The sequence below is a fragment of the Halopseudomonas sp. MFKK-1 genome (genome assembly GCF_027474385.1).
GTDB classification, from domain to species: domain Bacteria; phylum Pseudomonadota; class Gammaproteobacteria; order Pseudomonadales; family Pseudomonadaceae; genus Halopseudomonas; species Halopseudomonas aestusnigri.
Map to the genome: position 1 here is coordinate 3450190 of NZ_CP114836.1, position 15474 is coordinate 3465663.

Annotated in this window: 14 protein-coding genes; 1 reads left to right on the forward strand and 13 read right to left on the reverse strand. The window is 60.6% G+C overall.

Translation table 11 applies throughout. The annotated features are described in order from the left end of the window. Positions 1-24 precede the first annotated feature (24 nt). The 9 genes from O5O48_RS15960 to O5O48_RS16000 all read right to left on the reverse strand — a co-directional run bounded on the left by O5O48_RS15960 (position 25) and on the right by O5O48_RS16000 (position 8832). Entirely contained in the window at positions 25-1026 is a 1002-nt protein-coding gene (locus tag O5O48_RS15960; protein WP_269687586.1) for a hypothetical protein, read from the reverse strand. 274 nt (positions 1027-1300) lie between these two features. Next, positions 1301-1930: a hypothetical protein gene (locus O5O48_RS15965; RefSeq protein WP_269687587.1), complete on the reverse strand. Its 630-nt coding sequence runs from the start codon at positions 1928-1930 to the stop codon at positions 1301-1303. A 185-nt stretch (positions 1931-2115) separates the two neighbouring features. Then, positions 2116-2481, reverse strand: coding sequence for a carboxymuconolactone decarboxylase family protein (locus tag O5O48_RS15970; RefSeq protein WP_269687588.1), 366 nt, complete (start codon positions 2479-2481; stop codon positions 2116-2118). 116 nt (positions 2482-2597) lie between these two features. Further along, positions 2598-3311 (reverse strand): NINE protein, encoded by a 714-nt coding sequence (locus O5O48_RS15975; protein ID WP_269687589.1) that lies wholly within the window; start codon positions 3309-3311, stop codon positions 2598-2600. A gap of 235 nt (positions 3312-3546) precedes the next feature. Continuing rightward, the gene (locus O5O48_RS15980; RefSeq protein WP_269687590.1) at positions 3547-4503 is read right to left on the reverse strand and encodes a hypothetical protein; all 957 of its coding nucleotides are present in this window, start codon (positions 4501-4503) and stop codon (positions 3547-3549) included. A 240-nt stretch (positions 4504-4743) separates the two neighbouring features. Beyond that, the gene (locus O5O48_RS15985) at positions 4744-5505 is read right to left on the reverse strand and encodes an SDR family oxidoreductase (protein ID WP_228246266.1); all 762 of its coding nucleotides are present in this window, start codon (positions 5503-5505) and stop codon (positions 4744-4746) included. Between the two features lie 107 nt (positions 5506-5612). Beyond that, positions 5613-6722, reverse strand: a complete 1110-nt coding sequence (gene mnmH, locus O5O48_RS15990) for a tRNA 2-selenouridine(34) synthase MnmH (RefSeq protein ID WP_269687591.1) — start codon at positions 6720-6722, stop codon at positions 5613-5615. Then, a complete protein-coding gene (gene selD / locus O5O48_RS15995) occupies positions 6722-7759 on the reverse strand; it encodes a selenide, water dikinase SelD (protein ID WP_228246264.1) in 1038 nt (345 codons plus the stop codon). The genes mnmH and selD overlap by 1 nt, the downstream gene beginning before the upstream one ends. An 80-nt stretch (positions 7760-7839) precedes the next feature. Continuing rightward, positions 7840-8832, reverse strand: a complete 993-nt coding sequence (locus O5O48_RS16000) for a patatin-like phospholipase family protein (protein WP_088275248.1) — start codon at positions 8830-8832, stop codon at positions 7840-7842. 147 nt (positions 8833-8979) lie between these two features. Here O5O48_RS16000 and O5O48_RS16005 point away from each other — a divergent pair, with 147 nt between their 5' ends. Next, positions 8980-11352: a penicillin acylase family protein gene (locus O5O48_RS16005; protein ID WP_269687592.1), complete on the forward strand. Its 2373-nt coding sequence runs from the start codon at positions 8980-8982 to the stop codon at positions 11350-11352. Between the two features lie 5 nt (positions 11353-11357). Here the strand turns inward: O5O48_RS16005 and O5O48_RS16010 are convergent, their stop codons facing one another. The 4 genes from O5O48_RS16010 to O5O48_RS16025 all read right to left on the reverse strand — a co-directional run bounded on the left by O5O48_RS16010 (position 11358) and on the right by O5O48_RS16025 (position 15396). Further along, the gene (locus tag O5O48_RS16010; protein ID WP_269687593.1) at positions 11358-12185 is read right to left on the reverse strand and encodes a DUF4892 domain-containing protein; all 828 of its coding nucleotides are present in this window, start codon (positions 12183-12185) and stop codon (positions 11358-11360) included. A 112-nt stretch (positions 12186-12297) separates the two neighbouring features. Continuing rightward, positions 12298-13161, reverse strand: coding sequence for an alpha/beta fold hydrolase (locus O5O48_RS16015; RefSeq protein ID WP_228246261.1), 864 nt, complete (start codon positions 13159-13161; stop codon positions 12298-12300). A 118-nt stretch (positions 13162-13279) separates the two neighbouring features. Next, positions 13280-13711, reverse strand: coding sequence for a hotdog fold thioesterase (locus O5O48_RS16020; RefSeq protein WP_228246260.1), 432 nt, complete (start codon positions 13709-13711; stop codon positions 13280-13282). Next, positions 13708-15396: an AMP-binding protein gene (locus O5O48_RS16025; protein ID WP_269687594.1), complete on the reverse strand. Its 1689-nt coding sequence runs from the start codon at positions 15394-15396 to the stop codon at positions 13708-13710. The genes O5O48_RS16020 and O5O48_RS16025 overlap by 4 nt, the downstream gene beginning before the upstream one ends. Positions 15397-15474: the final 78 nt, after the last annotated feature.

Below are 15474 nucleotides of genomic sequence, written 5' to 3' on the forward strand. Positions count from 1 at the left end.
GCTGGGAGCAGTCCGACGGGATGTTCAGTTCGTTGGCGGTACGTATCTGCCCACCACCTGTGGCAATACGTGCAGCAGTATCTCTCTGCTGCGATGCCAGAACGCTGACAGCAGCAACAGCATGGAGCCGATAAACAGCCCGGAGATAGCCAGGCTGGAGCTAAGCGAGCCGTAGGTCTCGAACAGTTCGCCGAAGGCGTACACCACGTAGATCAGTGACGACACCATCAACGCACGGCGATCCACGGTGATGGAAACAACCGCCAACAGCAGGTAAAGGACAATGACGGCAGCAATGCCGAACAGCCCGCCATTGCCGTCAAACAGACCCAGCGCAGAAAACACCGGATGCACGATCAACGGGGCAGCCAGCAGGTGCAACCAGAAGGCAACATCTGACTTTCTGGTGGTTCTATCAACGTCCTGCGCGTCCCAGCGCATCGCCAGCAGGAAGGTGGCCAGCCCTGCGCAGCAGAGGAAGTAGTTGGTGAACTCGCGCAAGCCTTCAATCTGCATCAGCAGCGCCAGCAGGAACGCAAGCAGGCTGGCGACACCGGCAGCGACGGTGATCGGTACATGAAACTGGTGCCAATGCGCCCAGGCCGCGATCGCACCGATGGCGGTAGCAACCATGATCGCGGTGTCTTTCTCTATTCCCGCCGCAACCTGCGCAAAGACCAGGAACGCAACCGTACTGAGTACAAAGGATGCCAACAGCAGCACCGCAGGCAGTGCCAGCTTGCGGCGTTTGACGAAGAATACCGACAACCCCCACGACAGCAGCGCAACCACACAGAAGCCCAATGCTGGCGACTGCAGGCCAAACACCCAGCCCGCCGACGCCAGCAGGATGAACGCTGCGATGCTGACGAAGATGTCGTTAAAGCCGGATATCAGCCGGAAGTTCTCTTCATCCACCAGGCGGGTATGGGCGCGACCTGACACAAAGCTGCGGAAACGCTCAACTGCCGCTTCATCCAGCACACCGTCCTTTACTGCTGCGTACAAATCTTCGTCTGTGTACATGGCGTCCTCAATTCTCTGGCTCACTTATCTTGCGACGGAGCGCTGCCCTCAACGGCGTTCAAGCGCTGAACGATGTTGCGCTGAACTGACCGATCCCGATGCTCAACGTGGTTTAATCCGCACGGCTGAGAGCCGTGCGCGCCGCTAAACGACAACGTTATCTATCGGGTAACGCGAGTAGTAAACGCACACGATCCCACAGCGAGAAAATGCGTACTAGCGACCGCATGAGCGCGCACTAAACAGGAAGCTGCAGCACCAACCGAACTGGCGTTCAGAACGCCAGCAGCACCTTATCAATTTGGCTTCGATGAGCTGCCAGTACGTCCGCTTCGATCTTCGGATATGACAACTGCCCTTCAAGGGACACATCATCCCAAACCACGTTTTTCCGAAAAACACTCACCCAGACGGTAGACTTTACCAACGCAGCAACCGGGCCCTCTTCTTTTCGCTCCCGAACTCCCGACCAATCAGCGACGCCTACCAGCACCTCTAAAACAGCTGACGCGTCATCGAGCTTATTTACACTAATCGCCGAATACATCACCGTCTGAGCATCTGACAACTCGGCAACCGACACCCGATCAGACCCAGCCAACGCCTCGTTTATGCTCGCGTTCAAAGTGAGCTGCTGGGTCTCGGTCATCGGAAAACCTGCCATCGCAACACCGCTATTGAGAATGCGACGGTACTCTGCGAGCTGCTGCGCATGCAGCAATGGCTGAATCTTCGCTGCGGAATTCACGCCCATATTTACTTGTGACATCAGCTCAGTGCCGTCTGCTGAGGACAGCAAGCGCAGCTCTTCCGACATAAAATAGTCGTACTCGTCGGTAGCAGACTGCGCATGAGCAAGCCCCTGCAGAACAATCACACATAGAACAGCAAAAAATATACGCATAACCTGCACTCTCCTTTGCATTACATCTTGACTGGGCTGACACCCAGGCTGAGCAACCGAACAACGGTGTCTCCTTGTCGATGCCAGATGGCTGTACGGTGATCGAATAACCCGCCCTGAATTGCCGGTTAGTCTTCAGCCCTGGCTCTCGCACTATTGAAGTCATGCGCCATCTGCAACTGCGCTCAGTTGAGGCGTTGATCCAGTGCTGCTAGGCAGCCCGAATGCTCTTCAAACAACTTCATCGCCAGCAACCCATGCCCCACCGCAGCACCGGCACGCAGCGCAGAGGCGATAAATACGGTTTCAGCCAGCTCTTCCTTGGTGGCACCCGCCTTGACCGCGTTCTCGACGTGGGCATCGATGCAGTAGGAGCACTGGGTAGACAAAGCAACAGCGATAGACATCAGCTCACGGTATTTCTCTGGAATCGCGCCGTCTTTGCGCTCGGCGGTGGCCTTGAGATTGAGGAAGGCGGTGGCTTCTTTGTTGGCGGCCTGCATCAGTTGCTTGGCGTAGACCTTGTCACTGCGGGACTGGTAGTCACTCATCTGAAGGGTTCTCTTGTTGTTGTAAGGATATCGTCCGGGCGAGCGGACACTCTGCCCGGTCAATCAGTGGCTGCCATCGGCCGCGCATCAGCGGGCACGACAGCAACAGAAGTGCCTTAGCGGCAGGACCCGGGAAGGTACTTCGCTTCCACGGTCGACTCGGTGCAGCGCCACTTGATCCCCTCGCCATAGCGCAGGGGCGAATACATCATGTAACCGTGTACGCCAATGCTGGAGGCCGGCCAAACAATAATGGCGCCGGTATTAATCTCTACCGAGTCCACCATTTCAGGGATCACAATGTCACCCGCAGCAAGCTGACTGTACCTCTCCGGCCACTCCTGGTGCTGCTGCAAGTAGTCTTCCACCAAGGGTTTGAGCTGCTCTGCCAACTGATGAGACTCAAGGATCTGCGAGCGACGGGTGTAGTCCTGATAGGCCGGCAAGGCGATAGCCGCGAGCATGCCAATGCTGAAAATGGTCAAGAAGATAAGCGGTACGACAATAACAACACCGCCCTTCTCAATACCGAGCGAGAGCCCCTTGTTGTACTTGTCGTTCCAGGCTTTTTGCGAGGTGGACAGAATCACAATACCCTCAACAAACGCCACCAGTGCCGGGATATAGGTCCAGCAGAACAGCAGATAGAAAACGCCCCACCACTGGCCGAGATAGAACCGATGTACACCGAATATGCCGGTGAAGAACGCCAGCGCCGCAGCAGCAACCCGACTCTTGTAAACGAAGTCACCACGAACAGCACCACAGCTTCGGCATTGAGGCGCCTCGCCAACCAGTTCCGTACTGCACTCAGCACAATATTTAGCCATTTTCGCTCCCTGTCTTATTGTATTTTTCCGTTGATTCCATCTAGCGTCGCTGCCAGCCATTCGGTTGGCGGATATCTACTTCCTGCGCAACAGCTTGAATGCGATGCCCGCTGCAGCCAGCGCTATCGGCCCTGCTACCTCAAGGATTTTTTTGATTTTGTGCGATTTGCTGGAGGCACAGGCCGGGCAATACTCCGCTTCGCCAGCCTCCAATTCTCTTTCACATTTTGCGCAGTTACGCATGCATGCTCCCCATGATTTCGGCTGGACTGATTTCTAGCTCGACCACATCGTGCTGCGGGTTGATAAGGTCCGCGATGTGAGAGGAGCTAAACGTTTTGCGATATTCGATAAACTGCTTCCAGCTTTGCTCAGGGAAGGTGTTGTTTACCTTGGGCGCCAGACGCGCGCGAACAGCTGCTACGTCGATCCCTGCCTTCTCGATTTTGCCGAGCCCCGAGTCAACCAGCTGCAGCGCCACCTCACGCTCATCCAGGAACAGATGACAACGTGCCATGGTCTGCAGGGCATTCAGACAGGCCGAGAAGGACTCCATCGCAATCTGGTGCTTCTCTTCGGCCTCGCGGGATTTGTTGCCGACCCAGTTATCGAAAAAGGAGAGTTTCTGGTCCGGGAGTTCGGCAATTTGCCGCGCCAGCGCGCTGACCGTCTTCTCAAACCCTCGGGTCAGCTCCGCGATGGCATGCAACGCGAGCCCCTCGCGCTTGACTGGGTCCTGCATGCCGCAAACCTGACTAAATAGCGACTTGCCGGCTTCAATTTCCGCGAGCCGGTCGCCATGAAACTCTTTAAAGACTTTCGAGACTTGCTCTTCGATACGATTAAGCTGCATCGCGATGCTGACCAGCAGCACCTGCGCGCCGACCGCCTTGGCAGCTTTCATCATCGACGGGCCGACTTCCTGAAATTTGGCGTGCTCGACGATCTTGCCATCCTTGTAGAACACGCCTTTGATGTTGCCCTGAGCATCGCGGTACAGCTGCGCGCCTTCCGGGGTCATCACCAGTTTGTAGACGGTGTCCTGATTGAGGCTGGATACAACTTCAGGCATGCCGGACAAGCACCGCAACTCTGAGACCAGCGACTTGCGTCTGCTGGCAAATGCCTGTTTCTCCGCATCGGTGAGCACTGTGCTCGGCGGCAAACTGGCTGGGATAAGCTCCTGACTCATGACTTCATTCCTATGGCCATCAGCAACTGTTACGTCCTTTTCTGCGTCCATTGCCACGCCAGATCAGCCCACTCGCGCACCGGTATCGGCGCACGAGTGCTGCTGTTGCATGGGAGTGCAGCGCTGCTCGGATAATCGCCTGAAAGCTTCGGTGTGTCCAACTGGCTGAGCCGCATTTGGCGCGCCCATACCAAAACGGCGACCGTAAAAGGGCCGCCGTCGAGTTGCCGGGCAAGTCTGTCAGATACAGGTACTGCCGCCGTCAACCGGCAGCGCGATCCCCGTGGTGAAGCCGGAGTTTTCGCCGCACAGATACATCACGGCAGCCGCGATTTCCTCGGCACGGCCAATGCGGCCAACGGGGTGCATGGCAGCAGCAAACTCGGCCTTGCGCGGTTCAATGGCAGCGGCGCGGCGGAACATGTCGGTGTCGATAACCGCGGGACAGACGGCGTTGACGCGAATACCCTGCTTGGCGTACTCAACAGCCACAGAGCGGGTCAGGCCCAGCACTGCGTGCTTACTGGCGGCGTAGATGCTCATCTTGGGGGCAGCGCCCAGGGCAGCGACAGAAGCGGTGTTGACGATGGAGCCACCACCGTTCTTCAGCATCAGCGGAATCTGGAAGCGCATGCACTGCCAGACGCCCTTGACGTTGACGTCCATGATGCGGTCAAACACGGCTTCATCGCCGTCGGCCAGCTTGCCCTGCTCGATTTCGATACCGGCGTTGTTGAAGGCGCAGTCCAGACGACCGTAGTCGGCTTCGATTCCGGCGATCAGCGCTTTGACCTGTTCTGCATCGGCAACGTTGCAGGCAACAAAGCGCGCATCACCGCCGGCCGCGCGAATGGCTTGCGCGGTGGCTTCGCCCTGTTCAGCGTCAATATCAGATGCGATGACCCGCGCGCCTGCGGCGGCGAAGGCCTCAGCGGTAGCCTTGCCGATGCCGGCAGCTGCGCCGGTGATCAAAACAACCTTACCGGAAAACTCCATGCTCATACGTTAACTCCTGACTCTAGAAGAGCGCCCACCGGCGCTCGGACACGCAGGATAGTAGCAACGCTGCGAGTCACGGTTCGACCAAAGTCAGGCCTGTTGTTCATGCATCATGCCTGGCGCTGATGCTGGTCACGCAACCACGCGACGATCTCCGCCTGATCGCCGCTGAACACCACGCGGGAGCGCTTGTTTTCGCGCTGATAGACGTACATCGGGTCGTAGTAGTGGGTCAGCAGCCCTTCGATCCAGCCGCGGTGGGCATGCACATCGCCGGTGCGCTTCTGCTCGGCCAGCGCCGCTTCCATCAGCGCGTTCAGCTCGCTGTGGCGGTCGCCGCCCAGCCGCTTGTAGATGCGCTGCAAGCTGCCCAGCAGATAGGTTTCAAACGCAGCGAAGGCGGCTTCCGGGTCGTCCGGCTGCTGGTCGCGGTATTCGGCCAGCATGTTGACTACATAGTCGCCAAGGATACGGGTAACGCGGTTCTCAAAGCTGTCTTCCAGCCAGACCAACGGTGCTTCCTGCATTTCCCGGTAGAGCGTCAGCGGCAACGAGCAACTGCCGACGATGCGGCCTTCGTCTTCCAGCACGATCTGTGTTACGCCGGCGGCGCGCAGCTTGAGGGCGTCAATCGCCAGCCGGTTTTCAAAATCGATCTGCGCCGGCTGCGGCGTGGCATGACGGCCAAAGCTGGAACCACGGTGATTGGCGCGCCCTTCCAGATCCAGGCTGTTATCCAGCGCAGTGATCACTTCGGTCTTGCCGGTACCGGTCATGCCGGCCACCAGAATCGGCGAGCATTCCAGCGCCGCAGCGTCCAGGGTGTCGATCAGAAAGCGGCGCATGGCCTTGTAGCCGCCAACCACCCGCGGATACTGCACGCCGGCGTCGGCCAGCCACTGCTGAACCAGTTGCGAACGCAGGCCGCCGCGAAAGCAGTACAGGTAGCCTTCGGGGTTGGCCTTGACATGCGCCAGCCAGGCGTCGACCCGCGCCTGCTTGACCTTGCCGCAGACCAGGCTGTGACCCAGCGCAATGGCGGCCTGCTGGCCCTGCTGCTTATACATGGTGCCGACTTTCTGCCGCTCCACGTCGACCATCAGCGGCAGGTTGACCGACTGGGGAAAGGCTCCTTTATCAAACTCGACCGGCGCTCGCACATCCATCAACGGCACATCGTTGAGGAACAGTGAGCGAAAATCCTCGGTGTTGTCGCGCATCAGATCACCTCGACGCGCGGGCCCTGGTCGTACTCGACCAGCTCACCAATACAGCCCAGCTCAAGCCCCAGATCAGCCGCCAGCGCCAGAAACTCGGCTTCACCGTCAGGCGCAACCGCGACCAGCAGCCCGCCACTGGTCTGCGGATCACAGAGCAACTGCTTCTGGGCTTCGCCAAGGGCGCCGATCTTGTGGCCGTAGCTGTCGAAATTGCGCAGCGTGCCGCCGGGCACACAGCCCTGCTCAAGGTAGTAGTCCACTGCCGGCAGCCTGGGTACGGCGGCAAACTGCAGCTGCGCCTTGAGGTTGGCGCCTTCGGCCATTTCGGTCAGGTGCCCGAGCAAGCCAAAACCGGTGACATCGGTCATCGCCTGCACCCCTTCCAGTGCGGCAAAACGCTGGCCCGGGCTGTTCAGCTGGCACATCAGATCGCGGGCTACGCCGGCATCCTCGGGGCGCAGTTTCTTCTGCTTTTCTGCAGTGGTCAGGATACCGATGCCCAGCGGTTTGGTCAGAAACAGGCGCGCGCCGGCTTTGGCCTGATCGTTTCGCTTGAGCTGGCTGCGCAGCACGTGGCCGGTCACGGCCAGGCCAAAGATCGGCTCCGGGGCATCAATCGAGTGGCCGCCCGCCAGCGGCATGCCGGCCTCGGCGCACACCTGGCGGGCACCTGCCAGCACTTCGCCGGCAACCGCGGCAGGCAGCAGATTGACCGGCCAGCCCAGAATGGCAATGGCCATCATCGGCGTGCCGCCCATGGCATAGATGTCGCTGATCGCATTGGTCGCTGCAATGCGGCCGAAATCGAAGGGGTCATCAACAATGGGCATGAAGAAATCGGTGGTGCTGACAATGCCCTGCTCGGCGTCAAGGCCGAATACGGCAGCGTCATCACGGCTGTCATTGCCCACCCAGAGCCGCTCAAACGCCGGGCCGGGCTGACCGACCGCGAGCATCTCGTCCAGCACCTTGGGTGAAATCTTGCAGCCGCAACCGGCGCCGTGGCTGTACTCGGTCAAACGAATGGTCTGGGTCATGCTGCTCTCCACCGACGGGACATCAAACTCAATCGGCGGATTCTAGCAGCGACAGAGGCACAAGCCTATTTTCCTGCCGCTCAGCAGTGGCGGCGCTCGAACTGGTCCAGGGTATCACTGGCGACCATGCGGCCCAGTTCGATCAACTCCGGCGCACGGTAGAACTCGAAGAACCGGCACAGCCGTTTGGGCACATTGAAGATGACATCGGGCGGATAGCCGGCAATCTTGTATTGGGTGAGCGAGGACTGCATGGCCTCAAACGACAGGTTGACCAGCTCGAGCATGCTGGCCGGGCCCGGTGGTGGCTCCACCTCCACCGGTGCACGCGTATCCTGACGGCGTGAATGCACCAGCTCCATCGACGCTTCACCTTCGGCCGCCAGCAGCGCGAGATCGTCGTCAGAACCGGCCTCGTCGACCCTGCGTCCCAGCCAGGACGGCTTGATTGCCGCCATCCACTGATCCCATTGCTGACGTATTGGCGCCGGGCGCTCGATGACCGGCATACGGTAGTGGGTACTTTCAATCGAGTTGAGGTTGACCGCCATGATCAGATCGCAGTGCGCCGACACCACCGGGACAATCGGCAGCGGGTTGAGCAGACCGCCGTCAACCAGCACACGATGGCCCTGCTTCACCGGCGAGAACAGGCTGGGAATCGCCGCCGATGCGCGCATCGCCTGATGCAGACAGCCGCTTTGAAACCAGACTTCCTGCTGATTGGTCAGGTCGGTCGCCACCGCGGTAAACGGGATACGCAGGTCCTCGATCTCCATTTCGCCGAGAATCTCGCGAATACGGCCAAATACCCTTTCCCCGCGAATGGCGCCGAGATTGCCGAAGCCGATATCCAGCAACCGAATCACATCCAGATAATCCAGCCCGGAGACCCAGTCCCGGTAGTCGGCCAACCGGCCGGCAGCATGGATCCCCCCCACAACCGCGCCCATCGAACAGCCTGCAATGCAGGCAATCTCGTAACCCCGGCGTTCAATTTCTTCAATCACGCCAATGTGCGCATAGCCCCGCGCACCGCCGCTGCCCAAAACCAGGGCGACTCTCTGTGCCATCTTGCTGTTACTCCTTAACAATCCCGGCTGAACCTGATTGACGCAGCCCACCGGCGTGATCATCATGCCGAAACTCTTTTTTGCTGCACAAGGCTCATCGTGAACGCTCGTACCAATCGCTCTGTGAAATTGCTGATCTGTCTTGTCGTGCTGTTGACCTTAGCTGCACTGACGGTGCTCTGGATAGTGCATTCGGCTCAGGCAAAGCGCGAAGGTGAGCTGCAACTGGAGGGCCTGCAAGGGCCGGTAGCGGTGTTTTACGACGCCTGGGGCGTGCCGCATATCGACGCGACCAACGAGGAAGATGCCTACCGAGCGCTGGGTTATGTGCACGCGCAGGACCGTCTGTTCCAGATGGATCTGTTGCGCCGCATCGGTGGCGGGCGCCTGGCAGAACTGTTCGGTGCCGACTCATTCGAAACCGATCGGTTCTTCCGCTCACTCGGCATCAGCCGCCACGCGCGAGATTATGCGGCGCGCCTGGACGCCGAGCCGGATAGCCCGCACGTTCGGCTGATTCACGCCTACCAGGACGGCATCAACCAATACATCGATCACGGCGGCATGCCGGTCGAGTACCGCCTGCTGCTGACGCGACCGGACTACTTCACTACCGAAGACATCGCCAACACCATGGGCTACATGGCCTACTCCTTTGCCGAGGCCTTCAAGACCGATGCCCTGGTCGACAGTATCAGGGGTACTCTGAGCGAGCGCCATTACCGCGATCTGGTGCCCAGCTGGCCGGACCAGTTGCCGCCCGTGCGCTCTTCGGGTCAGCCCTATATCGAGCTGCTGACACCGATGCTGGAGCAGATCAGCCAGGTCGAACGTACCTTCCCGAGCGGCCAGTTCCTTGGCAGCAACGCCTGGGCCGTCAACGCCGAGCACAGTGCCAGCGGTGCGCCGCTGCTGGCCAACGACCCGCACATCGGATTCGCCGCTCCGGCAGTGTGGTACGAGGCCCACATCCGCACGCCGGACAGCGAGGTCTATGGCCATTTTCTGGCAGGCATTCCCTTCCCGCTGCTCGGCCAGACCCGTCATCACGCCTGGGGCCTGACCATGCTGATGAACGATGACGTCGACTTCTACCGCGAGCGCGCCAACCCCGATAATCCCGAGCAGGTCTGGGCGGTTGATCACTGGGAGCCGCTCAAGGTTCATGAGGAAGTGATCAAGATTCGGGGTCAGGAAGATCGCCTGATCCGCACTCGCAGCAGCCGCCACGGCCCCATCATCAACGACCTGCCGGGCAGTATGGAACGTCAGCCGGTCAGCCTGTTCTGGAGTTTTCTCGACCCCGACAGCGACTCGACACGCGCCTTTTACGGCTTTACCCGCGCCACCAGCATGAGCGAGTTTGAAGCGGCGGCGGCATTGCACGGCGCGCCGGGCCTGAACCTGCTGTATGCCGACGTAGACAACAACATTGCCATGTGGGCGATCGGCAAACTGAAACGCTGGCCGCAGAGCAGCAACGGCTTTTCGCTGCTCAATGGCGGCTCCGGCCGTGACGATTTCCTCGGCTATCAGCCTTTCGAGAACAACCCGCGGATCATCAACCCGCGCGACGGGATTCTGTTCTCGACCAACAACCCGTACCCGGAACGCAATCCGCGGCGCAAGCTGCCCGGCTATTACGCCCCGACTGATCGCGCCCAGCGGCTGGAGCAGCTGCTGGCGAGCAAGGATCAATTTGACCTGTCGGATTTCAAGGCCTTTCAGCTGGACGACCAACGCCCGGTTGCCCTGAGCATGGTCGCCGATGCCTTGCCGTTGCTTGACGCCGAGCAATTGCCCGAGGACCTGCGCGAACCGGCAGCCGCTGCCGCCGCCCTGCTCGCCAGCTGGGACGGACGCTACGCCCAGGACAGCGCCGCGGCCAGCATCTTCCAGCGCTGGCAGGATGCGCTCTCGGAGGCGCTGTTTGCCGACGAACTGGGGCCGCGCTACAGCTTCTTCCGTAACACCTTCATGGCTGAGAAGACCCTCGCCAGCCTGTACTGGAAACCCACCTCGCCCTGGTGGGATAACCGCCAGCAGCCAAGCCTTGATGGCCGCCAGTCGGCTATTCAGCACGCCTGGCAGAACGCAATTGCGGGTCTGGTTGCCGACTTTGGCAAGGAGCCCGGGCAGTGGCAATGGTCACGTCTGGCCAGTTTGCAGCACCAGCACGCACTGGCCGAGCGCCTCCCCTTTGGCAGCTATCTGAACAGCGAACCGGTAGCGGTCAATGGTGGCAACGAGACGCTCAACAACATGGCCTTCGACCGCGGCGAGCAGCATTACCGCATCAAGGCCGGCCCGTCCACCCGGCGCCTGATTGATCTGTCGGACCCCAATGCCAGCCTGGGCATCAACCCGCTGGGGCAGGCCGGCAACCCGCTGGATGATCACGCACGCGATCAGGCCGAGATGTTCAATGAGGGCCGCTATCGCACGCAGTTGTTCGATTGGCTGTCGATTCAGGCCTTGCCGGATCGACTGCTGCTGCAGCCCGCCAGCCGGCAGCGCTGAAACGCTCAGCGTACCTTCCGGATAATCGCGCCCTCTGCCGGTTCCGGGCTGCCCAGGGTCAGGCGCTGCGCAGCCACGCCCGCTGCCTTGAGGGTCTCTGCCAGCGCTGGCGCATCGGCGCCATCAAGCTGCACCCGCAGCAGCGAGTCCAGGCGCATCATGCGCACCAGCAAACGACTCCAGCTGGCCATCAGCTCGGCGTCTCCGGCCATCGCCGGCAGCGTAAGCTGCTCTTCCGAGCGCAGCACCTTGAGCAGCGTCGAAGGTGTCGGATACAGCGCCTGTTCGACCGCGTCAGTCGGCGTGGTCTGCTCGAGATTCAGATAGCTGCGGCGGTTGCCGCGGGTAATCGAGTAGAGCGAGACAAAGCGCTGCGGTTCGGTATCCAGCCGCAGTGCCAGGTAGCGCTGACCGTCCTCCGGACCATATAACTGCGAGTTGTGCAGAACCTGATTGGCCCACAGGCTGCTGCTGCCGCATTCACGGCCGTCGCAGGCGTAAAGAAGGGTGTGGGGTTGCTCGACCAATTGACCGAGAACGTGGCGAAAGGCATCTTCGGGTGGGTAACCGTCGGTGATCTCCCAGGTGAGCTGCGCCAGCTCGCCGCTTACGCGGATCTCACGTTCAGCGCGCAGCTGGTTGTTAATGCGCCTTACACTGCCGATCACGACCGGGTGATCGATCTGTGCAGAGAGGCCTTCGCTGACAATCCGGGAATGGGGAAACGGACTGACCACCAGTTGCTCCAGCGCCTGCGCTGCCTGAGCCCCCGAGCCACCCGCCAACATGAAGCCACCTACCAACAGCGGCAGAGTACGAACCAATAAAGCCATGCGTCTCCCTAGACGCGCTCCGGCACACCAGGCCGTAGCGCACAGAACTGGTTGCCGAGAAGCCGGCAACGCAATGAACCTGCTCAGAGAATAGCGCGTGACGCCCTGGCGGTCAGCTCAAGCTTGTGTAGAAGTCTTTCAGAATCGCCGCGACCTGCGGCGCCGGCTCTTCCAGATGCAGGTGGTGGCCGCCGTCGACCCGGTGCACGGTCAGGTGCTCGAAGGCATCAATGCGGGCCAGCACCTCGGGGTGTTTGTGCATGACACCCTGATTGGCGAGTACCAGACAGGTCGGCGCCGTGATGTTCTCGATGAATGAAGACGCATGACGCTGGGTAAAGCGCAGCGGCGACGGCAGCATCAGCTGCGGATCGGTACGCCAGGTCCAGCCGCCATCGTGGGGCATCAGCCCACGCTCGACCAACGCTGCGGCCGCATCCCTCGAGATCGGCGTGGTGCCGCCCAGCACGCGGGCAGACACGGCCTTTTCAACGCTGTCGTATACCGGCTTGCGCTTGTTGCCCAGCTGCAGCGTGGAGTTGAAGAAGCGCGCCATCTGCCGCGGAGCGTCATCGGCTTCGGAGGTAAACGGCATCAGACCGTCAATCATCGCGGCGGCAATAATGCGGTCCGGCAGACTGCCGGCCAGTACGCCACTGATAATCGCCCCCATTGAATGCCCAAGCAGGGCAAAGCGCTCCCAGCCCAGATCCTCAGCCACCTGCAACACCGTGGCTGCCTGCTGCCAGAGGCTGTAGCCGGTCGCCGGCATGTGTCCGGAGAGGCCGTGGCCCGGCAGATCCAGCGCAACCAGATAGACCCCCTCCAACGACGGTGCGATGCGATCGAAGGTCGCCGCGTTATCGAGCCAGCCATGCAGCGCGATCACCGGCAGGCCGCCGGGCTCTCCCCAGACCTTGCCGGCGACTTCAATATGCGGCAGGGAGAAGCGAATTTCGTGACTGCTGATGGGCATGGGGGCCTCCGGGACCGTAGCGGAATTAAGCAGAACGCAATCTAACGGCCTGCACCGCGTCGGACAAGCGCCCACGTCTGCGTGAATGCATGCCCATATTTGGCACTTTTGCCCTGTGCTACTCGGCTTTCAACGGCACAATGGCCATGGTCAGGCGGGAAATACAGGTTTGATTGCCTGCATCGTCATGCAGCCGAATGTCCCAGACATGCGTGGTTCGCCCCAGATGCACGGCTTTGGCCACCGCCGTGACACGCCCGGAACGCACCGCGCGCAGATGATTGGCGTTGATATCGAGGCCGACGCAGTAATAGCGGCTGGTATCAATGCACTGATAGGACGCGATGCTGCCAACGGTCTCGGCCAGCACTACCGAGGCACCGCCATGCAAAATGCCATAGGGCTGATGGGTCCGCTCATCCACCGGCATACTGGCGCTGAGCCAGTCGTCGCCGGCAGCTTCGATACGAATATCCAGCAGGCTGTTGATGGTGGGTGACGGCGCATTCAGCCGCTCGAGATCAATCGGGGTTTTCCAGATACTGCTCATGTCGTCTCCTGCCGCTGCTCAGACTGATGCCAGACAACACTCTGGCCGCTGACCAGCCAATCGTGAAAGTGGGCCTGCCAGGTGGCTTCCACCACGTTCCGGCGCAGCTTGTGCGTTGGCGTACGAAAGCCGCCGTCGACATCCCAGGGGGTATCAACGACGACAACGCAGCCCAACCGCTCGCTGCTCGCCAGTGTTGCGTTGAGACGTTCCAAAGCCTCTGCCAGCGCGCGCCTGACGGCATCAGCCCGCTCGTATTGCCCGTCGCCAAGCCGAACCAATGCCAGCGGCTGCGGCAAATCCTGTCCGACCACACAGGCTTCGTCGACCTCTGGCAGATCCATCAGCACCTGCTCGATCGGTGCCGGCACCACGTAGCGTCCGCGAGACGTTTTGAAGATATCCTTGACGCGTCCGGTCAGACGCAGAAACCCCTCCTGATCAATCTCACCAACATCTCCGGTATGCAGGAAGCCCTGTTCATCCAGCACCTCGGCGGTACGCGCCGGCTCCTTGAAGTAGCCCATCATCAGCGTTTTGCTGCGCACCAGAATCTCACCCTGCTCACCCAGTCGGCACTCGACACCGGGATTGGGCAAGCCGATATATCCGGCCTTGGGGCGGCCGGGCCGGCCCAGATGGGAATAGCCGCAGTTTTCGGTCATGCCATAGCCCTCGACAACGACCAGACCGAGACGGGCAAACCATTGCTGCACCGCCGGCGCCAGGCGGGCCGCACCGCTGACGGCATAACGAACCTGGTCCAATCCAAGCCAGGCCAGCACGCGCCGCGCCTGCCAAGGGCCAATAACAGGCAAGCGCAGAGCCAGCTTCAACCAGCGCCCACGCCCGCTCTGTTCGACCGCGCGCATGCATTGCTGCCATACCCGAGGAGATCCAAACAGCAGCGTTGGCCGGGCACAGCGGGCATCCCGGACAAAGGTCTCCGCAGACTCGACAAAATACACCTGCTGCCCGCCCAGCAACGACGACTGTTCAATGAACTGACGCTCACCAATGTGGCTGAGAGATTGAAAGGAAAGCATGCGGTCAGTTGCCGAAATCACGAAAAGCCGCTGGTAGTTGGTCGCCGCCAGAAACATGCTGGCAAAGCTGAGCATAACCCCCTTGGGCATGCCGGTTGTACCGGAGGTATAGATGATTGTTGCCAGTTGGTCCGGACGCGGAAGAACCGGCTCGGCAAGTGGTTCGCAGGTTGTCAGCAGCTGCTCCCAGCCTGCCAGGCCCTGCCCTTTCGGTCCGTTTGGCAGGCTCACACAGGCAACCCCGTCTGGTACTGCATCGGCGATTTTTGACCAGGCCGGAAGCGGCCCGATAAACAGCGCGCGCAACTCCGCGTGCTCGATCAGCTTGCCGGCAGCATCGGGGGTCAGGTGAGGGTGCAGCGGGACCGACACATGCCCTGCCATCCAGATCGCCAGATCGGCGATGATCCAGTGCGCGCAGTTCTTTGAAAGCAGACCGATGTTGCTGGCCGCAGGCAGGTCAAGCGATTGCAGATAGCGGGCAATGCGACGGGCCTGATCGCCCACCTCGGCCCAGCTGTATCGGACGAGTTGGCCATCGCGCCCGGGCTCGAGAAGGAAGTCGCTGCGCGGACGCAGGCTTTCGTGCCGGAAAAAAGACTCCAGCGCGGTCTCTGGTTGCGTTGTCAGTGCGCCCATGCCGTGTCCCTTGAGGATTGTTATTGTTATATGTCGTCATATTGCGGTGACGGTGCGTCACTCGAATGGGGGAACACT